A 22219-nucleotide genomic window follows, 5' to 3' on the forward strand; every position below is an offset into this window, starting at 1 on the left:
CCAGGCGCTGGTCGTCCTGACAATCCTGCGTCTTCGCCTCCTGGCGCTCCTGACCCTAATCCTTAAGTCGATTTCCTGTTGGCTTCCTCGCCCTGACGCACACTTTACCTTGTTCCGTTAAACTAACAAGCAACGAAACGGTATAAAAAGAGATTTTCAGACAATTACCCGAAAATAAGCTTATGATTTAAAACAGTTTGCGTTTTTTAACGCCTGCGAATTCTCTGAAATCTCCCATAGCATCACTGGCCGATCTCTCACACCGGTGGGGGCATTCGTCTACAGGGCATAGCAATCAGAAAAGCCTTTTGCCTGCATTCAGGTATAATCCCCCTCAGATTACGATTTTGGAGACGACCACGTGACTACCTGGAACTACCAACAGACGCATTTTGTCACCAGTGCGCCCGATATTCGCCACCTCCCCTCTGATACCGGTATTGAAGTGGCCTTTGCTGGCCGCTCTAATGCGGGGAAATCCAGCGCCCTGAATACGCTGACCAATCAGAAGAACCTGGCGCGTACCTCAAAAACACCTGGCCGTACCCAGCTGATCAACCTGTTTGAAGTTGCAGAGGGCAAACGCCTGGTCGACTTACCGGGGTACGGTTACGCGCAGGTACCCGAAGAGATGAAAATCAAGTGGCAGCGTGCGCTGGGTGAATACCTGGAAAAACGCCTGTGCCTGAAAGGTCTGGTGGTGCTGATGGATATTCGCCATCCCCTGAAAGATCTGGATCAGCAGATGATCGACTGGGCGGTGGCAAGCGATATCGCCGTGCTGGTACTGCTGACAAAAGCCGATAAGCTGGCAAGCGGCGCGCGTAAAGCGCAGGTGAATATGGTTCGCGAAGCGGTGCTGGCGTTCAACGGGGATGTGCAGGTTGAACCGTTCTCCTCGCTGAAAAAGCAGGGCGTGGACAAGCTGCGTCAAAAGCTCGACACCTGGTTTAACGAGCTGGAACCCGCGACGGAAGCGGAAGAAGAGTAATACCGGGCGCGGCGATGGCCGCGCTTTTTTTTGCCCGAAAGTTTCTTTGCCGCAATAAAAAACGCCCCAGTCATTACTGACTGGGGCGGCTAAAATATTCAGCCAAATCCGATTACGTGAAGTAAAAGGTCTGAAAGATAGAACATCTTACCTCTGTACCCTACGCCGATAACTCTACCCCTTTTTGTGCTGCAGAAAAAGCACTTTTTGTAGTTTTTTTTCATTCTTTACATAGGGAATTCTAATGATCGTCACAAAACGCGCGTTCTTATGTTGCAAACTTACATAAACAGCGCGTTATGCGAAGAACCGTTAGTGAGCCTGATCCCAGTTTTCACCACTTCCCACTTCCACCAGCAACGGCACGTCCAGCGTCATGCTGCTTTCCATCAGTTCGTGGATCTTCTTCGACACGGCGTCGAGGTCGTCCTTGTGCACTTCAAATACCAGTTCATCGTGTACTTGCATGATCATTTTCACGCGCGGTTTCTCTTTCTCGAGCCAGGCATCAACGGCGATCATTGCACGCTTAATAATGTCCGCCGCAGTACCCTGCATCGGGGCGTTGATCGCGGCACGCTCTGCGCCAGCACGGCGCGCGGCGTTGCTGGATTTGATGTCCGGTAAATAGAGACGGCGGCCGTCCAGGGTTTCAACGTAGCCTTTCTCTTTCGCCTGCGCGCGGGTACGTTCCATATATTCCAGCACGCCCGGATAACGCTCGAAGTAGAGATCCATATACTTCTGCGACTCTTTACGCGGAATGTTGAGCTGGCGCGAAAGCCCAAATGCACTCATGCCGTAAATCAGCCCAAAGTTGATCGCCTTAGCGCTGCGGCGCTGTTCGTTGGTTACGCTGTCCAGCGGCAGACCGAAGACTTCGGCTGCAGTCGCCCGGTGGATATCCTTCCCTTCGGCAAAAGCGCTCAGCAGGCCTTTGTCGCGGGACAGGTGCGCCATAATGCGCAGTTCGATTTGCGAGTAGTCCGCCGAGACAATCAGATAATCCTCTGGTGCGATGAAAGCCTGGCGAATACGGCGGCCCTCTTCGTTACGTACCGGGATGTTCTGCAGGTTGGGATCGGTTGACGAGAGACGACCGGTCGCCGCGACAGCCTGATGGTATGAGGTGTGCACGCGGCCCGTTTTCGGGTTAATCATCAGCGGGAGCTTATCAGTGTAGGTAGACTTCAGCTTCGCGAGACCACGGTACTCCAGAATCACTTTTGGCAGCGGGTAATCCAGCGCCAGCTCTTCCAGCACCTCTTCAGAGGTTGAAGGCGCACCACCAGGGGTTTTCTTCAGCGGCTTGATGCCCTGCTTTTCAAACAGAATGGTTTGCAGCTGCTTCGGCGAAGAGAGGTTAAACGGCTCGCCTGCAAGCTCATGCGCTTTTTGCTCCAGCTCGGTCAGACGCTGCGCCAGTTCCCCGGAGTGGTTATGCAGCACCGTTGGATCGATTTTCACGCCGTTGCGCTCAATGCGGGACAGCACGGGCACCAGCGGCATCTCAATATGCTGGAACACATTCAGCGGACCTTCGTGCTTCTGCAGCTTTGGCCACATCTTCAGGTGCAGCTGCAGCGTGACGTCAGCGTCTTCCGCCGCGTAGCGTCCTGCCTCTTCGAGAGCAATCTGGTTAAAGGTGAGCTGATTTTTCCCTTTACCGGCAATCTCTTCAAAGGTGATCGTTTTGTGCTTAAGCCAGCGGTCAGATAAGGAATCCATATCATGGCGGCCCGCGACGCTGTCCAGAATGTAGGATTCGAGCATGGTGTCGAAGGCGATCCCGCGCAGTTCAATGCCGTAGTTTTGCAGAATACCGCGGTCGTACTTGAGGTTTTGCCCAACCTTAAGCGCCTTTTCGTCTTCCAGGATCGGCTTCAGCAGCTCAAGCACGCGCTCACGGGAGATCTGTTCCGGCGCGTCCAGGTAATCGTGCGCCACGGGAACATAGGCCGCATGACCAGGCTCTGTCGCAAATGACAGGCCTACCATATTGGCAGAAATGTTATCGAGACTGTCCGTTTCGGTGTCAAAGGCGAAGACCGGCGCTTTTTTCAGTTTTTCGATCCACGCAATGAGCTGCGACTCTTCAAGAAGGGTTTCGTAGTTGTCGAAGGAAAGCGCCACGGCTTCTTCTTCCGCCTGCTCTTCTGCATCAACGACAATCGTCTCCTTCGGCTTTGCAGCAGGTTTCGCCCCTTTTGCCTGCAGCCACTTGCCGGCTTCCACGTCAGTGGTCCAGCGCTTAAATTCGTATTTCTTAAACAGACTTAGAAGCTCGTCCGCAGAAGGCTGCTGCACTTCCAGCTGCTCACAGCCCAGCTCCAGTTCGACATCGGTTTTGATGGTTGCCAGCTTATAAGAGAGATAAGCCACCTCTTTGTTCTCTTCCAGCTTCCCGGCCATGGTTTTTGCACCACGGAAGGAGAGCCCGGCGATTTTGTCTGATTCGGCGTAGAGCGTATCCAGCCCGCCCAGCCCCTGAAGCAGCGCCTGCGCGGTTTTCTCACCGACGCCAGGAACACCAGGGATGTTATCCGAGGAGTCGCCCATCAACGCGAGGAAGTCGATAATCAGCTCTGGCGGCACGCCATACTTAGTGACGACCTCTTCAGGCCCCAGAATGGTGTTGGTCATGGTGTTAATCAGGGTGATCCCTGGCGTCACCAGCTGTGCCATATCTTTATCACCGGTGCTGATCAGCACGGGACGCCCCATCTTTTCGGCTTCACGCGCCAGCGTACCGATGACGTCATCGGCTTCAACGCCAGAAACGGCCAGCAGCGGTAGCCCCATGGCTTTTACCATGGCATGCAGCGGCTCTATCTGCGCACGCAGATCGTCAGGCATTGGCGGACGGTGGGATTTGTAATGTTCAAACAACTCGTCGCGGAACGTTTTGCCTTTTGCATCAAAAACGACGGCCGCATGGGTTGGCTGATACTGCAGGATCAGGCTGCGCAGCATATTCAGCACGCCGTACATTGCGCCGGTAGGTTCCCCTGCGCTATTGGTCAGAGGAGGAAACGCATGGTATGCCCGATACAGGTAAGAAGAGCCATCGACGAGAATAAGAGGGTTTTCTGGGATCTGAACCATAATGTCCGTGCCTTTAATCAATTTATGAGTAAAGGATGCCACAGAAGGATGAAAACATCAGTTATTAGCGCCAGATACAGGAAAAGATTTTGCGATCGTGAGGATCGCTCGCAAAAATAAAACTGTGGATAAGTTTGTGAATATTTTCACTTCATATGAATAACAGACGCGAAAAACACATATGAGGTAATATTTAAATCTTAATTATCAGGCTGTTATGTTGTTAGATCTTATCTATATGGTCAACTGATGGCAATTTAGTCTATGTGGATATAAGCCTTGATTAGCGCAGAACCCCAGAGAAATCTGCTGCGCCAGGGTAAAAGCCGCCAAATCATCATGTGAAAGCGCCATTCATTCGTCTGTTTTCTGGTAAAATCAGCGCCCAGCGTCGACTAGCCGGTCGCTCACTTACAGCTAACTATTTGAAAAAGCTCATCATGTCGAGATTGCTCGCTGCAATAACATTACTGCTAAGCATCATTTTAACTATCCTGGTGACGATCGCCTGTTCCGTGCCGATCATTCTCGCCGGGATCATTAAACTGCTGCTGCCCGTACCCGTGGTGTGGCGAGCCGTGTCCGCATTTTGTAACTTCATGATGTATTGCTGGTGCGAAGGGCTGGCGATCCTGTTGTGCCTTAACCCGCATCTGAAGTGGGATGTCAAAGGGCTCGAGAGTCTCAACAAAAAGAACTGGTACCTGCTGATCTGCAATCACCACAGCTGGGCGGACATCGTGGTGTTATGCGTGCTTTTTCGCAAACACATCCCGATGAACAAATACTTCCTGAAACAGCAGCTCGCCTGGGTGCCTTTTATCGGGCTGGCCTGCTGGGCGCTCGATATGCCGTTTATGAAACGCTATTCGCGCAGCTATTTGATTCGTCATCCGGAACGTCGCGGTAAGGATGTGGAGACCACGCGCCGTTCCTGTGAAAAGTTTCGTGCACATCCTACGACCATCGTGAACTTTGTTGAAGGTTCCCGGTTTACGGAAGAGAAGCGCCAGCAAACTCGCTCTCCTTATCAGCACCTGTTGCCGCCAAAAGCGGCAGGGATTGCGATGGCGCTTAACGTACTGGGAGCACAGTTCGATAAACTTCTTAACGTCACGCTCTGCTATCCGGAAAACGACAGGACACCGTTCTTCGATATGCTCAGCGGCAAACTGACGCGCATTGTCGTGCACGTCGATCTGGTTCCGATTGACGCTGAACTGCACGGTGATTACGTAAACGATAAGAACTTCAAACGTCGTTTCCAGCAGTGGCTTAATACGCTCTGGAAAGAGAAAGGCGAACAGATAGACAAGATAAAATCTTCATACAAAAACGCCGGTCAGTGACCGGCGTTTTTACATCAACGAAATTACTTCTTCTCAACCAGGTATTTCACGGTATCTGCATACTGCTGTACGAAAATATCCATGCTGCTGGTGTCCATGCCCTGCATGTTCAGCTGATATTTGCCGTTAACAAACATCGCCGGAACGCCCTGAAGCTGGAGATCAGCAGCCGCTTTTTCCTGCTGGGCAACCAGTGATTTCACCACGAAGCTGTTCCATGCGGCATCGTACTCTTCACCTTTCACGCCCGCATCAACGAACACTTTACGGATATCCGCAGTGGTCTGAACGGTCTGGGTTTTCTGTACGGCTTCAAACATTGGCGAAGTGATCTTATCTTCCACGCCCAGTGCCATCGCCACCGCCCATGCCTGAGTCAGGTCTTTACCCAATGGGCCCAGGAACTCAACGTGGTACTTGGTCATTTTGGTGCCTTCCGGCAGCTTTTTCTTCACGTTGTCAGAAACATGCAGCACTTGCTCGAACTGATAGCAGTGTGGGCAATAGAACGAGAAGAACTCCAGAACCTGTGGCTCGCCAGCGACCGGCTTGTCCAGCGTGATGAACTGTTTGCCGTCGGTAAACTGCGCAGCAGAAGCGCTAAATGCCAGAATCATACCTGCCAGCGCCAGCCAAATTTTTTTCATGATTAACTCTCTCCTGGGTGTGTCCAATTAATACATCGGCGTTAATTGCAGAGGGGGCTCCTGAAGAACCTTAACCTGCTCAGTAAATGTAGATATCTGGCTACGCCAGTAATCCTCTCCGGTAAGCCACGGGAAATTGCGAGGAAATGCCGGATCGTCCCAACGCCTGATTAACCATGCGAGATAATAAACAAAACGCATCGCACGTAAAGGCTCAATCAGGGCAATTTCGTCTGAATTAAACGGGCTAAATTCTTCATAAGCTTCAATAATGGTTTCAAGCTGCATGCGTTGCTCGGCTTTGTCGCCATTGAGCAGCATCCACAGGTCCTGAACCGCTGGCCCCATACGCGCATCATCGAGATCGACAAACAGCGGGCCATCACGCCAGAGAATATTCCCGGCGTGACAATCGCCATGCAGGCGCAGGACGGAAATATCATCGCGCCAGCCGGTTTTCACTGCAGCAATAAGCTTATCGGTGGCGTTGAGGAAATCATCCTTTAGCGCAGCGGGGATCATTGCAGACGTTTCGAATAGTTCGCGCGGTTCAAGAAGGTATTCCTGAATCCCCATCGTCGGGCGGGCAATAAAGGCTTTTTTGCGTCCCGTCTGGTGTATACGCCCAAGATAGCGGGCAACCCACTCCATCTGATCGATATTATCCGCTTCAAACTGACGACCACCCAGGCTTGGGAATACTGCGTAGTAATACCCTTCGTGCGTGAGGAGCGTTTGGTTATTGAATTTCAGGGGCGCGGCAACGGGGACATCGTCATCCAGCAGATCGTGAGCAAACTGATGCTCTTCCTGAATTTGTTCAGCGGACCAGCGTTCAGGACGATAGAATTTTACGACGTAGCGCTGACGATCCTCGTCCTGAAATTGATAGACGCGGTTTTCGTAGCTGTTTAACGGTGTTAGCCCGGAATCCACCCGAATACCCTGTTCAAACAGGGCATCCATAATGGTGTCCGGGTGTAATGTCTGGAAAGTAAAAGCCTGGTCGTTCATCCGATCATCCGGAAATTATACGAATGATTCAGGATATCATCTTGTGGCGATTTCGGTGCCGCCGCTTACAAGCTTTTACTCTTTAATTACGCCTCGGGCGCGCAGCAATGCGGTCTTAAAATCTTCCTCATAATCTTTCTGAATACCAGGAATAACAGCATCTTTGGCGGAGTCGCGCATTTTAAGGTGGTAGATCAGGATGTCGTCAGAAAGGTCTGCCAGATCGCCGTCAAAACCTGACTCTTTCGCCAGTTTCTGTAAAAATTGCATCAGATTTAGCTCTGGCTCTTTTTGCCAGGCGGGCTGGAGGAGTTCAATAACTTCATTCAGACGTTTACATTTCATGGTGGTGCTCCTTTCATTTAGAGTGACACGTTAGCAGGGTCAATCCCACAATAAAAGAGGCGATATTCGTGAATGTTAGCCAGGAAATCATCGGGGTCGTTCTGGCAGGCGGCAGAGCAACGCGAATGGGCGGTAAAGATAAGGGGCTTCAGCTTCTTAATGGAAAACCCTTGTGGCAGCATGTCGCCGATACGCTCGCCGGCCAGGTGACGGCAATGGCCATCAGCGCGAACAGGCATATCGACACTTACCGGCAAAGCGGGTACGCCGTTTATCAGGATAGCCTTGAGAATTACCCGGGCCCGCTTGCCGGTATGCTTTCGGTCATGCAACAGTCGCACGGAGAGTGGTTTATCTTCTGTCCCTGCGATAACCCGTTTATTCCCTCCGATCTCGTCGAGCGTCTGTTCCTGCTTCGTGGTACAGCACCTGTGGTTTGGGTACATGACGGCGAGCGTGACCATCCTGCTATCGCGTTGATGCATCGATCGCTAGTGCCTGCTCTGCAGAGCTATCTGGCTGCGGGAGAGCGCAGGGTGATGGTCTTCATGCGTGAGTCTGGCGGCCATTCCGTTGATTTTAGCGATGTGAAATCAGCGTTTGTGAACGTGAATACACATGAAGATTTGCAGATGATGCAGGAGAAAAAATGATACCTCTTTTAGCCATTTCCGCATGGAGTGGGACCGGGAAAACCACGCTGCTGAAAAAGCTGATACCCGCGCTGTGTGCCAGAGGCCTTCGTCCGGGATTGATTAAGCATAGTCATCACAACATGGATATCGATACGCCAGGAAAAGACAGCTATGAGCTGCGTAAGGCCGGAGCAGCACAAACGATGGTAGCAAGTCCTCAGCGCTGGGCGTTAATGACAGAAACGTCGGATGAGGCCCCGCTGGATCTCGCTTATCTGGTCAGTCGGATGGATCATTCCACCCTGGATCTGGTGCTGATTGAGGGATTTAAGCATGAGGCAGTACCTAAGATCCTGCTGTTCAGAAGCGATGCCGGACATGATTTCAGCGAGTTAACGCTGGATGAGCATGTGATTGCGGTGGCCAGTGATGTGGTATTGCCGCTTGAGGTTCCGGTGCTGGACTTAAATGATGTGGATGGGATTGCGGGTTTTATTGTGACGTGGAGTGCGGTCTGACGTGCCGGGTGGCGCCTTTGCCTTACCCGGCCTGCCGTTTTTTTGGCGTATAAACGCAAAAAGGCCATCCTTTCGGATGGCCTCTTCACTTGTTTGATGCCTGGCAGTTCCCTACTCTCACATGGGGAGACCCCACACTACCATCGGCGCTACGGCGTTTCACTTCTGAGTTCGGCATGGGGTCAGGTGGGACCACCGCGCTAAAGCCGCCAGGCAAATTCTGTTCATCTGTATCAGGCTGAAATTTGATTGTTCGTCTCTTCGCCAAAACAGCTTCGGCGTTGTAAGGTTAAGCCTCACGGTTCATTAGTATCGGTTAGCTCAACGCATCGCTGCGCTTACACACCCGACCTATCAACGTCGTCGTCTTCAACGTTCCTTCAGGAGACTTAAAGTCTCAGGGAGAACTCATCTCGGGGCAAGTTTCGTGCTTAGATGCTTTCAGCACTTATCTTTTCCGCATTTAGCTACCGGGCAGTGCCATTGGCATGACAACCCGAACACCAGTGATGCGTCCACTCCGGTCCTCTCGTACTAGGAGCAGCCCCCCTCAATTCTCCAGCGCCCACGGCAGATAGGGACCGAACTGTCTCACGACGTTCTAAACCCAGCTCGCGTACCACTTTAAATGGCGAACAGCCATACCCTTGGGACCTACTTCAGCCCCAGGATGTGATGAGCCGACATCGAGGTGCCAAACACCGCCGTCGATATGAACTCTTGGGCGGTATCAGCCTGTTATCCCCGGAGTACCTTTTATCCGTTGAGCGATGGCCCTTCCATTCAGAACCACCGGATCACTATGACCTGCTTTCGCACCTGCTCGAGCCGTCACTCTCGCAGTCAAGCTAGCTTATGCCATTGCACTAACCTCCTGATGTCCGACCAGGATTAGCTAACCTTCGTGCTCCTCCGTTACTCTTTGGGAGGAGACCGCCCCAGTCAAACTACCCACCAGACACTGTCCGCAACCCGGATTACGGGTCTACGTTAGAACACCAGCCATTAAAGGGTGGTATTTCAAGGACGGCTCCATGCAGACTGGCGTCCACACTTCAAAGCCTCCCACCTATCCTACACATCAAGGACCAGTGTTCAGTGTCAAGCTATAGTAAAGGTTCACGGGGTCTTTCCGTCTTGCCGCGGGTACACTGCATCTTCACAGCGAGTTCAATTTCACTGAGTCTCGGGTGGAGACAGCCTGGCCATCATTACGCCATTCGTGCAGGTCGGAACTTACCCGACAAGGAATTTCGCTACCTTAGGACCGTTATAGTTACGGCCGCCGTTTACCGGGGCTTCGATCAAGAGCTTCGCGTTGCCGCTAACCCCATCAATTAACCTTCCGGCACCGGGCAGGCGTCACACCGTATACGTCCACTTTCGTGTTTGCACAGTGCTGTGTTTTTAATAAACAGTTGCAGCCAGCTGGTATCTTCGACTGATTTCAGCTCCACCCGCAGGGGCTTCACCTACATATCAGCGTGCCTTCTCCCGAAGTTACGGCACCATTTTGCCTAGTTCCTTCACCCGAGTTCTCTCAAGCGCCTTGGTATTCTCTACCTGACCACCTGTGTCGGTTTGGGGTACGATTTGATGTTACCTGATGCTTAGAGGCTTTTCCTGGAAGCAGGGCATTTGTTACTTCAGCACCGTAGTGCCTCGTCATCACACCTCAGCGTTAAAAGGTACCGGATTTACCTGGAACCTCCGCCTACATGCTTAAACCGGGACAACCGTCGCCCGGCTAACATAGCCTTCTCCGTCCCCCCTTCGCAGTAACACCAAGTACAGGAATATTAACCTGTTTCCCATCGACTACGCCTTTCGGCCTCGCCTTAGGGGTCGACTCACCCTGCCCCGATTAACGTTGGACAGGAACCCTTGGTCTTCCGGCGAGCGGGCTTTTCACCCGCTTTATCGTTACTTATGTCAGCATTCGCACTTCTGATACCTCCAGCATGCCTCACAGCACACCTTCAACGGCTTACAGAACGCTCCCCTACCCAACAACACATAGTGTCGCTGCCGCAGCTTCGGTGCATGGTTTAGCCCCGTTACATCTTCCGCGCAGGCCGACTCGACCAGTGAGCTATTACGCTTTCTTTAAATGATGGCTGCTTCTAAGCCAACATCCTGGCTGTCTGTGCCTTCCCACATCGTTTCCCACTTAACCATGACTTTGGGACCTTAGCTGGCGGTCTGGGTTGTTTCCCTCTTCACGACGGACGTTAGCACCCGCCGTGTGTCTCCCGTGATAACATTCTTCGGTATTCGTAGTTTGCATCGGGTTGGTAAGCCGGGATGGCCCCCTAGCCGAAACAGTGCTCTACCCCCGAAGATGAGTTCACGAGGCGCTACCTAAATAGCTTTCGGGGAGAACCAGCTATCTCCCGGTTTGATTGGCCTTTCACCCCCAGCCACAAGTCATCCGCTAATTTTTCAACATTAGTCGGTTCGGTCCTCCAGTTAGTGTTACCCAACCTTCAACCTGCCCATGGCTAGATCACCGGGTTTCGGGTCTATACCCTGCAACTTAACGCCCAGTTAAGACTCGGTTTCCCTTCGGCTCCCCTATACGGTTAACCTTGCTACAGAATATAAGTCGCTGACCCATTATACAAAAGGTACGCAGTCACACCACAAGGGTGCTCCCACTGCTTGTACGTACACGGTTTCAGGTTCTTTTTCACTCCCCTCGCCGGGGTTCTTTTCGCCTTTCCCTCACGGTACTGGTTCACTATCGGTCAGTCAGGAGTATTTAGCCTTGGAGGATGGTCCCCCCATATTCAGACAGGATACCACGTGTCCCGCCCTACTCTTCGAGTTCACAACCTGTGTGTTTTCGTGTACGGGACTGTCACCCTGTACCGTGCGACTTTCCAGACGCTTCCACTAACACACAAGCTGATTCAGACTCTGGGCTGCTCCCCGTTCGCTCGCCGCTACTGGGGGAATCTCGGTTGATTTCTTTTCCTCGGGGTACTTAGATGTTTCAGTTCCCCCGGTTCGCCTCGTTAACCTATGTATTCAGTTAACGATAGTGCAACGAATTGCACTGGGTTTCCCCATTCGGACATCGCCGGGTCAAAGGTTCATATCACCTCGCCGGCGCTTTTCGCAGATTAGCACGTCCTTCATCGCCTCTGACTGCCAGGGCATCCACCGTGTACGCTTAGTCGCTTAACCTCACAACCCGAAGATGTTTCATCTTCTGATTGCGAAAATTTGAGAGACTCGAACACACCTTAAAGATGTGTCGTTTCAATTTTCAGCTTGATCCAGATTTTTAAAGAGCAAATATCTCAAACGTGACTCGCAAGTCAGTTTTGAGATATGACGGCAGGTGACTTTCACTCACGAACCAGCAAGTGGCGTCCCCTAGGGGATTCGAACCCCTGTTACCGCCGTGAAAGGGCGGTGTCCTGGGCCTCTAGACGAAGGGGACGTGAAGTCTCAATCGCAAGACGCCTTGCTATTTACTTTTCATCAGACAATCTGTGTGAGCACTGCAAAGGCAGGTTCTTTAAGGTAAGGAGGTGATCCAACCGCAGGTTCCCCTACGGTTACCTTGTTACGACTTCACCCCAGTCATGAATCACAAAGTGGTAAGCGCCCTCCCGAAGGTTAAGCTACCTACTTCTTTTGCAACCCACTCCCATGGTGTGACGGGCGGTGTGTACAAGGCCCGGGAACGTATTCACCGTAGCATTCTGATCTACGATTACTAGCGATTCCGACTTCATGGAGTCGAGTTGCAGACTCCAATCCGGACTACGACGCACTTTATGAGGTCCGCTTGCTCTCGCGAGGTCGCTTCTCTTTGTATGCGCCATTGTAGCACGTGTGTAGCCCTACTCGTAAGGGCCATGATGACTTGACGTCATCCCCACCTTCCTCCAGTTTATCACTGGCAGTCTCCTTTGAGTTCCCGGCCGGACCGCTGGCAACAAAGGATAAGGGTTGCGCTCGTTGCGGGACTTAACCCAACATTTCACAACACGAGCTGACGACAGCCATGCAGCACCTGTCTCAGAGTTCCCGAAGGCACCAATCCATCTCTGGAAAGTTCTCTGGATGTCAAGAGTAGGTAAGGTTCTTCGCGTTGCATCGAATTAAACCACATGCTCCACCGCTTGTGCGGGCCCCCGTCAATTCATTTGAGTTTTAACCTTGCGGCCGTACTCCCCAGGCGGTCGACTTAACGCGTTAGCTCCGGAAGCCACGCCTCAAGGGCACAACCTCCAAGTCGACATCGTTTACGGCGTGGACTACCAGGGTATCTAATCCTGTTTGCTCCCCACGCTTTCGCACCTGAGCGTCAGTCTTTGTCCAGGGGGCCGCCTTCGCCACCGGTATTCCTCCAGATCTCTACGCATTTCACCGCTACACCTGGAATTCTACCCCCCTCTACAAGACTCTAGCCTGCCAGTTTCGAATGCAGTTCCCAGGTTGAGCCCGGGGATTTCACATCCGACTTGACAGACCGCCTGCGTGCGCTTTACGCCCAGTAATTCCGATTAACGCTTGCACCCTCCGTATTACCGCGGCTGCTGGCACGGAGTTAGCCGGTGCTTCTTCTGCGGGTAACGTCAATCGATGAGGTTATTAACCTCACCGCCTTCCTCCCCGCTGAAAGTACTTTACAACCCGAAGGCCTTCTTCATACACGCGGCATGGCTGCATCAGGCTTGCGCCCATTGTGCAATATTCCCCACTGCTGCCTCCCGTAGGAGTCTGGACCGTGTCTCAGTTCCAGTGTGGCTGGTCATCCTCTCAGACCAGCTAGGGATCGTCGCCTAGGTGAGCCGTTACCCCACCTACTAGCTAATCCCATCTGGGCACATCTGATGGCAAGAGGCCCGAAGGTCCCCCTCTTTGGTCTTGCGACGTTATGCGGTATTAGCTACCGTTTCCAGTAGTTATCCCCCTCCATCAGGCAGTTTCCCAGACATTACTCACCCGTCCGCCGCTCGCCGGCAAAGTAGCAAGCTACTTTCCGCTGCCGCTCGACTTGCATGTGTTAGGCCTGCCGCCAGCGTTCAATCTGAGCCATGATCAAACTCTTCAATTTAAGTTTGATGCTCGTGAATTAAACTTCGTAATGAATTACGCATGTTCACTCAGAGACTTGGTATTCATTTATTGTCCGAAGACATTAAGAATCCATGTCACTTTGAGTGCCCACACAGATTGTCTGATAAATTGTTAAAGAGCAGTGCCGCTTCGTTTTCGCTGCGGCGCGGGGTGTGCATATTACGCTTTCCCGCTTCAGAGTCAAGCGTTTATTTTCGCTTTTCTCTGCTGACCCGGCGGCGTGTGTGCCGTTGTTCCGTGTCAGTGGAGGCGCATTATAGGGAGTTATTCCGGCGTGACAAGAGGAAATTTAAAAAAAGTTTCTATCCGTGTTTTTTTTCACCAGCAGCGGTGAAATCAAGCTACAAATTGTTCTATTTGATGTATCTGCAACCACAATCACATTCGAGGTGGCATAATTATCAGCATGAATCTTTAAGGAATAAAAGCGATGCCATTAAGCGCACAACAGCTGGCCGCCCAAAAAAACCTGTCGTATGTGCTGGCAGAAAAGCTGGCGCAGCGAATTTTAGCGGGTAAATATGCCCCGGGTAGCATCCTGCCGGGTGAAATGGAGCTGGGTGAGCAGTTTGGGGTGAGCCGTACCGCGGTTCGCGAGGCGGTGAAAACCCTGACGGCAAAAGGTATGGTGCTTCCACGCCCGCGTATTGGCACACGCGTGATGCCACAGAGTAACTGGAATTTTCTCGATCAGGAGCTGCTCTCCTGGTGGATGACGGAAGATAACTTTCATCAGGTTGTCGATCACTTTCTGGTGATGCGCAACAGTCTTGAACCTCAGGCATGTCTGCTTGCCGCCACGCTTGGCACGGCAGAGCAAAAAGCGCAGCTTAACGCATTGATGGAAGAGATGGTGTTTCTGAAAAAACACTTCAACCGCGAACGCTGGGTTGAAGTCGATATGGCCTGGCATGAACATATCTATATGATGAGCGCCAATCCGTTCCTCACCTCGTTTGCCTCATTATTCCATTCGGTGTACCACACTTACTTTACCTCTATTACACAAAACGACGTGGTAAAACTGGAATTGCATCAGGCGATAGTGGATGCCATTCAGGAAAGCGACGGGCAGCGAGCCCTGAGTGCGTGCCAGGCATTACTGGCTGCGCCAACCCACCAGCAGGTAAATAAATGACAAAGAAAAAAGCGCGCAGCATGGCCGGATTGCCGTGGATTGCAGCCATGGCGTTTTTTATGCAGGCACTGGATGCCACCATCCTCAACACCGCGCTTCCCGCTATTGCGCAAAGCCTTAACCGCTCCCCGCTGGCGATGCAGTCCGCCATCATCAGCTACACCCTGACGGTCGCAATGTTAATTCCGGTTAGCGGCTGGCTGGCCACCCGCAGAGTTTTCATGCTGGCCGTAACACTCTTTACGCTCGGTTCGCTGGCCTGTGCGCTCTCCTCGTCCTTAACGGAGCTGGTTATCTTCCGCGTATTACAGGGCATTGGCGGCGCGATGATGATGCCCGTGGCACGCCTTGCCTTATTACGAGCCTACCCTCGAAGCGAACTGCTTCCCGTGCTCAACTTCGTCACCATGCCGGGACTGGTCGGCCCGATACTTGGCCCGGTACTCGGTGGCGTGTTTGTCACCTGGGCAAGCTGGCACTGGATCTTCCTGATTAATATTCCGATTGGCGTTGCGGGGCTGCTGTATGCCCGCAAATATATGCCGAACTTCACCACGCCAAGACGCAGTTTCGACATGGGGGGCTTTTTCCTGTTTGGCCTGAGCCTGGTGCTCTTCTCCAGCGGGATGGAGTTGTTTGGCGAGAAGATCGTCGCGACGTGGATGGCGCTCTCCGTTATCCTCGCCGGGATTCTGCTGTTCCTTCTTTATATACGTCACGCGCGCCGTCACCCGACGCCGTTAATCTCTCTTGGGCTCTTCAACACCCGAACCTTTTCCGTCGGGATCGCGGGAAACATTGCCTCGCGTCTGGGAACCGGCTGCGTACCTTTCCTGATGCCACTGATGCTGCAGGTCGGTTTCGGCTATCCGGCCCTGATTGCCGGCTGCATGATGGCCCCTACGGCGATGGGCTCGATTCTGGCAAAATCGACCGTGACGCAGGTGCTACGCTGGTTTGGCTATCGCAAGACGCTGGTTGGCGTGACGGTCTTTATCGGTCTGATGATTGCGCAGTTCTCGCTGCAGTCCGCCTCGCTTCCTGTCTGGATGCTGATCCTGCCGCTGTTTGTGCTGGGCATGGCGATGTCGACGCAGTTCACATCAATGAACACCATCACCCTTGCGGATCTGACCGACGAGAACGCCAGTAGCGGCAACAGCGTGCTGGCAGTCACCCAGCAGCTGTCGATCAGTTTAGGGGTGGCCGTGAGCGCGGCGGTACTGCGGTTTTATGAAGGTTTCGACAGCGCGAACACCGTCGAGCAGTTCCACTATACTTTTATTACCATGGGCGCACTCACCGTCGTTTCAGCGCTGGTCTTTATGCTGTTAAAACCGAAAGATGGCCGTAACCTGATAAAAGAACGCCATAAGGCGAAAGCTAAACCGAACCCCGTTCCATCAGAACAGGAGTAAGCTGCAGGCGTTGCTGCTGCAGCGTGGGCTGAGCCATTCGGTGGATCAACACATCGATGGCCAGCTCGCCCAGCTCATCTTTTGGCTGATGGATGGTGGTGAGCGGCGGCGTCATATAGCTGGCCAGCTCAATATCATCGTAGCCGATTACCGCCATATCGTCGGGAACACGCAAACCGGCCTGATATAACGCCTGATAGGCGCCAAACGCCATGGCGTCGTTGCCGATAAACACCGCCTGCGGACGCTGCGGCTGCGCCAGCAGCGTCTGCATCGCTTCAAAACCACCGTGAAACTCAAAATCACCGGTAATACGGTACCCTTCCGGCACGGAAAGGCCCGCCCGCGCCATCGCGGCGAGATACCCTTCCAGTCTCAAACGCGCCGGGGTTTTGTCCAGCGGACCGGTAATACAGGCGATGCGGGTATAGCCTTTATCGATCAGATACTGGGTGGCCATATCGCCCCCCAGCAGAGAGTTATCCTGAATAAGATCGCTGGTGCCGTCGAACGGCGCCCAGTCCATCATCACCGTGGGAATGGAGGGGTAGCGCTGGATAATCTCTTTCGAGGGCTGGTGCGTTTCGGTACACAGCAGCAGTAGCCCGTCGACGCGTTTTTGCATCAGCGTTTCCAGGTTACGGTTCATGCGCTGCTCGTCCCCTTCGGTATTGCACAGCACCAGGCTGTAGCCACGCTCGAAGCAGCTGCGCTCCACGCCGCGAACCAGCTCAGAATAAAAGGGATTGGTACTGGCAGTGATCAGCATACCGATCGTACGCGTCTGGTTGAGCTTAAGGCTGCGCGCCAGCGCAGACGGCGCATAGTTGAGATCTTTTACTGCCGCTTCGACTTTTTCCCGAATAGCCTCGCTGACGAAGCGATCGTTATTAATGACGTGAGACACCGTCGAGGTAGAAACGCCCGCCAGGCGAGCGACATCTTTCATTGTGGCCAAGCGTTACCCCTGCTGACTTAAGAATTCATCGATCTCTTTACGCCACGGAACGGAAGGCTGAGCGCCCTTGCGCGTCACCGCAATCGCGGCAGCCGCATGCGCGAAGCGGATCGCATCATCCATACTCTTGCCTTCCAGCAGCGCGGTCACCAGTGCACCATTGAAGGTATCTCCCGCTGCAATGGTATCAATCGCCTTCACCTTAAAGCCCGGCACGCGACGGCCTTCACCGTTTACGCTTGCCCATACCCCACGGCTGCCCAGGGTGATGATCACCGTTCCGATGCCTTTGTCGTGCAACGCACGCGCGGCTCGCGCGGCATCATCATCGTTTTCAACGCGAATGCCCGTCAGCTTTTCGGCTTCGGTTTCGTTCGGCGTGATGATGTCCACCAGCGCCAGCAGCTCGTCAGATAATACACGGGCAGGGGCCGGATTAAGTACGACAGTGGTATGATTTTCATGCGCAATGTTCGCCGCGGCAAGCACGCTTTCAACCGGTGACTCCAGCTGCATGAGCAGGGCTTCCGCTCCGGCGATGATTGCACGTTGCGCTTCTACGCGCTCCGTCGTCAGCGCTGCGTTAGCGCCAGCATGAATACCGATAACATTCTCACCTTCTGCGTTGACGAAAATCAACGCCACGCCGGTAGACTCTCCTGCAACAACGCTGACCGGTGCGATATCAATGTTGTCGCTTGCCAGCTGCTTGCGTACGCGCTCACCGGTATCGTCATCGCCCGTGCAGGCGATAAACGCAATATTCGCTCCGCTGCGGCCAGCGGCAACGGCCTGGTTTGCCCCTTTACCGCCAAAAGCGACCTGATACTGGCTACCCGTGACGGTTTCGCCCGGTGCAGGGAACGATTCAAGGTTAAGAATGTGATCGGCATTGATACTGCCAAGGACGACGAGGTTGCCTGCGGTTTTCATGGTTGGGTTGTCCATCTGAGAGCGCCACCGGTGTTACCCGGTGGCGTATGCCACACTTTTCTTTATTGGTGTCCCTCAGGCCGCCAGTGACGACCTGATTCGCCTTTTACTGCTTGATAACCAGTTTCAGGTCAACAGGGTATTTAGCCTGAACTTTTTCGCCCTTCAGCACTTTGTCGGCAGTTTCAACGCCAGTGGCGCCAATCTGCTCAGGCAGCTGAGCGATGGTCGCAGCCAGTTTGCCATCGTTTACTGCTTTTTCACCATCCGGCGTGCCGTCAAATCCGACAACCATCACATCAGATTTACCTGCAGTCTGCAGGGCACGCAGCGCGCCCAGCGCCATTTCGTCGTTCTGCGCGAAGACCGCCTGTACGTCAGGATGTGCGGTCAGCAGGTTCTGCATGACGTTCAGACCTTTAGTACGGTCGAAGTCCGCAGGCTGACTGGCCAGTACGTTGAATTTATGCGCTGCAACCGCCTGCTGGAAGCCTTCGCCACGCTCGCGGGCGGCAGACGTACCGGCAATCCCCTGCAGTTCGATAACTTTCGCGCCTTCGCCTGCTTTCTTCGCAATGTAGTCACCCGCGATTTTGCCGCCCAGCACGTTGTCAGACGCGATATGGCTCACCACGTCGCCTTTGGTTGCCTGACGGTCCAGGGTGATCACCGGAATTTTTGCCTGGTTTGCCATCTTCACGGCGTTGCCTACGGCATCAGAATCGGTTGGGTTGATCAGCAGAATCTTGGTGCCACGAACGGTTAAGTCCTGAACGTTAGCCAGCTCTTTCGCCGGGTTGTTCTGTGAATCCAGTACCACCAGGTTATAGCCCAGTTTATCCGCTTCTTTCTGCGCACCGTCCTTCAGGGAGACGAAGAACGGGTTGTTCAGCGTAGAGACAACCAGCGCGATGGTATCTTTCGCCATGGCGTTAGCACTTACGGTTGCGCTCAGCGCGACAGCGGAAACCAGGGTAGCCAGTTTTTTCATGTTCATATCTAAGATGTCCTGTAGTGTCGTCAGTTACTGTTTTTTGTTGTCTACCAGTACCGCCAGCAAAATCACCACTGCCTTAACGATCATCTGGTAATAGGAGGAAACACCTAACAAATTCAAACCATTATTCAGGAAACCGAGAATCAGTGCGCCGATCAATGTCCCAACAATGCGACCTTTACCGCCCGCCAGACTCGTACCGCCCAGAACCACTGCTGCAATAGCATCCAGCTCATACCCCGTACCCGCCGTCGGCTGCGCGGAAGAGAGGCGCGCCACTTCGATGATGCCCGCCAGTGACGCCAGCAGACCGCACAGGGAATACACGATGACTTTGACTTTATTAACGCTAATCCCGGACAGGCGCGTTGCCGCTTCGTTACCGCCCAGCGCATAGATGTAACGACCCAGACGGGTATGGTGCAGCATGTACCACGCCGCCAGGAAGACGATAGCCATGATCCAGACCGGGGTCGGGACGCCCAGCGGGCGACCGATACCGAACCAGCCAAACAGATCGGCGTTATCGGTGAAGCCGGTATTGACCGGGCTGCCGTTGGTATAAACCATGGTCACCCCGCGCAGCAGCAGCATCATCACCAGCGTCGCGATGAACGCCTGAACGCGGCCTTTTGCCACAATCACGCCGGTGACGGCGCCAATCGCCGCGCCTGCCGCCAGGGCCGCGGCCACGGCCACCAGCGCGTTAACTTCAATCCCGACAAGCGAAGCGGCGATCGCGCCGGTGAGGGCCAGCAGGGAACCGACGGACAGATCGATCCCTGAGGTCAAAATCACCAGCGTCATGCCGACCGCCATAATGGCATTCACCGACGTCTGCTGCAGAATGTTGAACAAGTTATTTACGGTGAAGAAATTCGGGCTCATGGTCGACACAATCGCGATCAGCACCAGCAGGGCAATCAGCGATTTTTGCTCCATCAGCCACGCCTTTGTGAAATAGCGGCGACCAGAAACAGCCTGGGTTGTCATCTTCTTACTCCTGATTCACGCGATTAAGCTTGCCCACAGCGGCAGCCATCAGAACTTCCTGGGTGGCCTGCTCGCGAGTGAATTCACCGCCGAGATGCCCTTCATGCATGACGATAATACGATCGCTCATGCCTAATACTTCTGGCATCTCGGAAGAGACCAGAATGATGCTCAGACCGTCGGCCTTGAACTGGTTAATCAGCTGATAGATCTCTTTTTTCGCCCCCACGTCCACGCCGCGGGTTGGTTCGTCGAGGATCAACACTTTCGGGCGCGTCATCAGCCCGCGCGCAATCGCCACTTTCTGCTGATTCCCGCCGGACAACAGGCCAATCGCCTGCTCCATCGACGGGGTTTTAACGTTAAAGAGACGGATGAAATCGCTGACCGCTTGCTGTTCATCTTTATGCTTCAGGCTGCCGCCGCTGTGGCTGAAATAGCGCAGCGCAGTCAGGGACATGTTCTCTTTTACCGACATGCCCAGCACTAAGCCGTCGCGTTTGCGGTCTTCGGAGATATAGACGATGCCGTTCGCCAGACCATCCTGCGGGGAGCGGGTGACCACTTCATGGCCGTCGAGGGTGACATAACCGCTGGTGCGCGGCAGTGCGCCGTACAACACTTTCATCAGCTCGGTACGTCCCGCGCCCATCAGTCCCGCCACACCCAGGATCTCGCCCTGGCGCAGGGTAAAGGTGACGTCGTTCACACCCGGACCGCAGAGGTTGTCCACCTTCAGGCGGATCTCACCCGGCGCTTTATCCAGATGCGGATACTGATCTTCCAGCTTACGTCCCACCATCATTTCGATGAGCGTATCTTCGGTCAGCGTGGCTACTTCGCGCTCGGCAATAAACTGCCCGTCGCGGAAGACGGTGACGTCATCGCAGATTTCAAAGATCTCTTTCATGCGGTGAGAAATATAGACAATCCCGCGCCCCTGCGATTTCAGCTCGCGGATAACGCGGAACAGGGATTCGGTTTCGGTATCGGTCAGGGCGTCGGTCGGTTCATCCATAATGATGACCTTCGACTCAAAGCTCAGCACCTTCGCGATTTCCACCATCTGCTGATCGCCGATGGAGAGATCGCCGACCAGCCGGTCGCTCTTAAAGCGCAGGTTCAGCTTCGCCAGCAGCTTGTCGGCTTCGGCATACATGGTTTTCCAGTCGATCTTGCCGAAGCGGTTCACGAATTCACGGCCGAGGAAGATGTTCTCCGCAATGGTGAGCTGCGGGATCAGGTTCAGCTCCTGGTGAATAATGCCGATACCCGCTTCCTGAGAAGATTTCGGGCCAGTGAAGGTGGTTTCTTTACCCAGCCAGAGGAGTGAACCGGCATCGCGTTGATAGATACCGGTCAGCACTTTCATCATGGTGGATTTGCCGGCGCCGTTTTCGCCCACCAGCGCCATCACGCGCCCGGGGTAAACGTTCAGCGCCGCGCCGGAGAGGGCTTTTACGCCCGGGAACGACTTATCGATCCCTTTGAGTTGCAGTAATGCGTCCATGATGGCCTCAGAAGGTGACGCCAGCACAGAGAATGATATTCGCATACGGGGAACACTCCCCGCTGCGAATCACCGCCTGACTGTCTGCGGTTTGTTGTTTGAATTGTTCGTGCGTTGTGTAACGAATTTCGATGGTGTTTCCCTGGTGTTGTTGCAGCTGCTCAAGATGGCTGAGCAACGTTTCGTGGAGCTGCGGATTATGTTGTTTGATTTCCGCCGCGAGAATAGCCGCCTCAATCTGCATCTCCGCGGTCACCACGTCCAGTACCTGCATAAACGAAGGTACGCCCTGCGTTAACGCCATATCGATACGGGTTGTGCTGCGCGGAACCGGTAAGCCTGCATCGCAAACCACCAGCGTATCGGTATGCCCAAGACGGGAAATCACCGACGAGATTTCTGAGTTGAGTACAGTGCCTTTCTTCATTTTATTGCTCCACTAGCGAAACGTTTCGCTAAAAGAAGTGTAGCCTCAGAAATGTTCAGAAAACCACCGTGACGTAACAGATTTGTGATCGACGTCGAAACGTTTCGCTAAGTGAAATATTGATGGGAGATATTGCCCGGCGGC

At 53.6% G+C, this 22219-nt stretch carries 16 protein-coding genes, 1 tRNA gene and 3 rRNA genes; 6 read left to right on the forward strand and 14 right to left on the reverse strand.

Annotation, left to right across the window (positions count from 1 at the left end; genetic code table 11):
- Positions 1 to 361 precede the first annotated feature (361 nt).
- A complete protein-coding gene (yihA, locus tag KGP25_RS24135; RefSeq protein ID WP_048226811.1) occupies positions 362 to 991 on the forward strand; it encodes a ribosome biogenesis GTP-binding protein YihA/YsxC in 630 nt (209 codons plus the stop codon).
- 312 nt (positions 992 to 1303) lie between these two features.
- Here the strand turns inward: yihA and polA are convergent, their stop codons facing one another.
- Positions 1304 to 4096, reverse strand: a complete 2793-nt coding sequence (gene polA, locus KGP25_RS24140) for a DNA polymerase I (RefSeq protein ID WP_048226809.1) — start codon at positions 4094 to 4096, stop codon at positions 1304 to 1306.
- Positions 4097 to 4536: 440 nt separating this feature from the next.
- On the opposite strand from polA, the gene KGP25_RS24145 reads away from it, so the two are divergent.
- Positions 4537 to 5445, forward strand: a complete 909-nt coding sequence (locus tag KGP25_RS24145) for an acyltransferase (RefSeq protein ID WP_223539719.1) — start codon at positions 4537 to 4539, stop codon at positions 5443 to 5445.
- 23 nt (positions 5446 to 5468) lie between these two features.
- Here KGP25_RS24145 and dsbA read toward each other — a convergent pair whose 3' ends face one another.
- The 3 genes from dsbA to KGP25_RS24160 all read right to left on the reverse strand — a co-directional run bounded on the left by dsbA (position 5469) and on the right by KGP25_RS24160 (position 7451).
- Positions 5469 to 6092, reverse strand: coding sequence for a thiol:disulfide interchange protein DsbA (dsbA, locus tag KGP25_RS24150; protein ID WP_045909081.1), 624 nt, complete (start codon positions 6090 to 6092; stop codon positions 5469 to 5471).
- A 27-nt stretch (positions 6093 to 6119) separates the two neighbouring features.
- Positions 6120 to 7106, reverse strand: a complete 987-nt coding sequence (locus KGP25_RS24155; protein ID WP_223539721.1) for a serine/threonine protein kinase — start codon at positions 7104 to 7106, stop codon at positions 6120 to 6122.
- Between the two features lie 75 nt (positions 7107 to 7181).
- Positions 7182 to 7451 (reverse strand): YihD family protein, encoded by a 270-nt coding sequence (locus KGP25_RS24160; protein WP_008501866.1) that lies wholly within the window; start codon positions 7449 to 7451, stop codon positions 7182 to 7184.
- Between the two features lie 68 nt (positions 7452 to 7519).
- On the opposite strand from KGP25_RS24160, the gene mobA reads away from it, so the two are divergent.
- Positions 7520 to 8104, forward strand: a complete 585-nt coding sequence (gene mobA / locus KGP25_RS24165; protein ID WP_045909079.1) for a molybdenum cofactor guanylyltransferase MobA — start codon at positions 7520 to 7522, stop codon at positions 8102 to 8104.
- A complete protein-coding gene (mobB, locus tag KGP25_RS24170; RefSeq protein ID WP_196353178.1) occupies positions 8101 to 8604 on the forward strand; it encodes a molybdopterin-guanine dinucleotide biosynthesis protein MobB in 504 nt (167 codons plus the stop codon). The genes mobA and mobB overlap by 4 nt, the downstream gene beginning before the upstream one ends.
- Before the next feature lie 98 nt (positions 8605 to 8702).
- Here the strand turns inward: mobB and rrf are convergent.
- The 4 genes from rrf to KGP25_RS24190 all read right to left on the reverse strand — a co-directional run bounded on the left by rrf (position 8703) and on the right by KGP25_RS24190 (position 13678).
- Positions 8703 to 8818 (reverse strand): 5S ribosomal RNA (gene rrf / locus KGP25_RS24175).
- 71 nt (positions 8819 to 8889) lie between these two features.
- Positions 8890 to 11793: ribosomal RNA gene (locus KGP25_RS24180) — 23S ribosomal RNA — on the reverse strand.
- Positions 11794 to 11976: 183 nt separating this feature from the next.
- Positions 11977 to 12052 (reverse strand) — tRNA-Glu (locus KGP25_RS24185).
- Between the two features lie 84 nt (positions 12053 to 12136).
- Positions 12137 to 13678: ribosomal RNA gene (locus KGP25_RS24190) — 16S ribosomal RNA — on the reverse strand.
- Together the 16S, 23S and 5S rRNA genes with 1 tRNA gene alongside form the textbook arrangement of a ribosomal RNA operon.
- Before the next feature lie 453 nt (positions 13679 to 14131).
- Between KGP25_RS24190 and KGP25_RS24195 the strand changes: the two genes are divergently transcribed.
- The gene (locus tag KGP25_RS24195) at positions 14132 to 14839 is read left to right on the forward strand and encodes a FadR/GntR family transcriptional regulator (protein WP_223539722.1); all 708 of its coding nucleotides are present in this window, start codon (positions 14132 to 14134) and stop codon (positions 14837 to 14839) included.
- Positions 14836 to 16257, forward strand: a complete 1422-nt coding sequence (mdtD, locus tag KGP25_RS24200; protein ID WP_223539723.1) for a multidrug transporter subunit MdtD — start codon at positions 14836 to 14838, stop codon at positions 16255 to 16257. The genes KGP25_RS24195 and mdtD overlap by 4 nt, the downstream gene beginning before the upstream one ends.
- Here the strand turns inward: mdtD and rbsR are convergent.
- The 6 genes from rbsR to rbsD form a co-directional block, all read right to left on the reverse strand.
- Positions 16223 to 17215, reverse strand: coding sequence for a ribose operon transcriptional repressor RbsR (gene rbsR, locus KGP25_RS24205; protein ID WP_074180468.1), 993 nt, complete (start codon positions 17213 to 17215; stop codon positions 16223 to 16225). The two genes, mdtD and rbsR, sit on opposite strands and share 35 nt — an antisense overlap.
- Positions 17216 to 17218: 3 nt before the next feature.
- Positions 17219 to 18148, reverse strand: a complete 930-nt coding sequence (gene rbsK / locus KGP25_RS24210; protein WP_048030351.1) for a ribokinase — start codon at positions 18146 to 18148, stop codon at positions 17219 to 17221.
- A 106-nt stretch (positions 18149 to 18254) separates the two neighbouring features.
- Positions 18255 to 19145 carry a ribose ABC transporter substrate-binding protein RbsB gene (gene rbsB, locus KGP25_RS24215; RefSeq protein ID WP_008503498.1) on the reverse strand — a complete coding sequence of 297 codons (891 nt, stop codon included), beginning with the start codon at positions 19143 to 19145 and terminating at the stop codon, positions 18255 to 18257.
- 27 nt (positions 19146 to 19172) lie between these two features.
- Complete coding sequence (gene rbsC / locus KGP25_RS24220; protein ID WP_021242657.1) at positions 19173 to 20138, reverse strand: ribose ABC transporter permease; 966 nt, start codon at positions 20136 to 20138, stop codon at positions 19173 to 19175.
- A 4-nt stretch (positions 20139 to 20142) separates the two neighbouring features.
- Positions 20143 to 21648: a ribose ABC transporter ATP-binding protein RbsA gene (gene rbsA / locus KGP25_RS24225; RefSeq protein WP_021242658.1), complete on the reverse strand. Its 1506-nt coding sequence runs from the start codon at positions 21646 to 21648 to the stop codon at positions 20143 to 20145.
- A gap of 7 nt (positions 21649 to 21655) precedes the next feature.
- On the reverse strand, positions 21656 to 22075 hold the full coding sequence (gene rbsD, locus KGP25_RS24230; RefSeq protein WP_223539724.1) for a D-ribose pyranase: 420 nt from the start codon (positions 22073 to 22075) through the stop codon (positions 21656 to 21658).
- Positions 22076 to 22219: the final 144 nt, after the last annotated feature.

Source organism: Enterobacter sp. JBIWA003, assembly GCF_019968825.1.
In the GTDB taxonomy this organism is placed as follows: domain Bacteria; phylum Pseudomonadota; class Gammaproteobacteria; order Enterobacterales; family Enterobacteriaceae; genus Enterobacter; species Enterobacter quasiroggenkampii.

What these genes read in the sequence shown, in the direction of transcription:
- dsbA (WP_045909081.1), bottom strand. Translation starts at nt 6,092, where the DNA reads ATGAAAAAAATTTGGCTGGCGCTGGCAGGTATGATTCTGGCATTTAGC.
- rbsA (WP_021242658.1), bottom strand. Translation starts at nt 21,648, where the DNA reads ATGGACGCATTACTGCAACTCAAAGGGATCGATAAGTCGTTCCCGGGC.
- mdtD (WP_223539723.1), top strand. Translation starts at nt 14,836, where the DNA reads ATGACAAAGAAAAAAGCGCGCAGCATGGCCGGATTGCCGTGGATTGCA.
- rbsB (WP_008503498.1), bottom strand. Translation starts at nt 19,145, where the DNA reads ATGAACATGAAAAAACTGGCTACCCTGGTTTCCGCTGTCGCGCTGAGC.
- mobB (WP_196353178.1), top strand. Translation starts at nt 8,101, where the DNA reads ATGATACCTCTTTTAGCCATTTCCGCATGGAGTGGGACCGGGAAAACC.
- rbsC (WP_021242657.1), bottom strand. Translation starts at nt 20,138, where the DNA reads ATGACAACCCAGGCTGTTTCTGGTCGCCGCTATTTCACAAAGGCGTGG.
- rbsD (WP_223539724.1), bottom strand. Translation starts at nt 22,075, where the DNA reads ATGAAGAAAGGCACTGTACTCAACTCAGAAATCTCGTCGGTGATTTCC.
- KGP25_RS24145 (WP_223539719.1), top strand. Translation starts at nt 4,537, where the DNA reads ATGTCGAGATTGCTCGCTGCAATAACATTACTGCTAAGCATCATTTTA.
- KGP25_RS24195 (WP_223539722.1), top strand. Translation starts at nt 14,132, where the DNA reads ATGCCATTAAGCGCACAACAGCTGGCCGCCCAAAAAAACCTGTCGTAT.
- polA (WP_048226809.1), bottom strand. Translation starts at nt 4,096, where the DNA reads ATGGTTCAGATCCCAGAAAACCCTCTTATTCTCGTCGATGGCTCTTCT.
- KGP25_RS24160 (WP_008501866.1), bottom strand. Translation starts at nt 7,451, where the DNA reads ATGAAATGTAAACGTCTGAATGAAGTTATTGAACTCCTCCAGCCCGCC.
- rbsK (WP_048030351.1), bottom strand. Translation starts at nt 18,148, where the DNA reads ATGAAAACCGCAGGCAACCTCGTCGTCCTTGGCAGTATCAATGCCGAT.
- KGP25_RS24155 (WP_223539721.1), bottom strand. Translation starts at nt 7,106, where the DNA reads ATGAACGACCAGGCTTTTACTTTCCAGACATTACACCCGGACACCATT.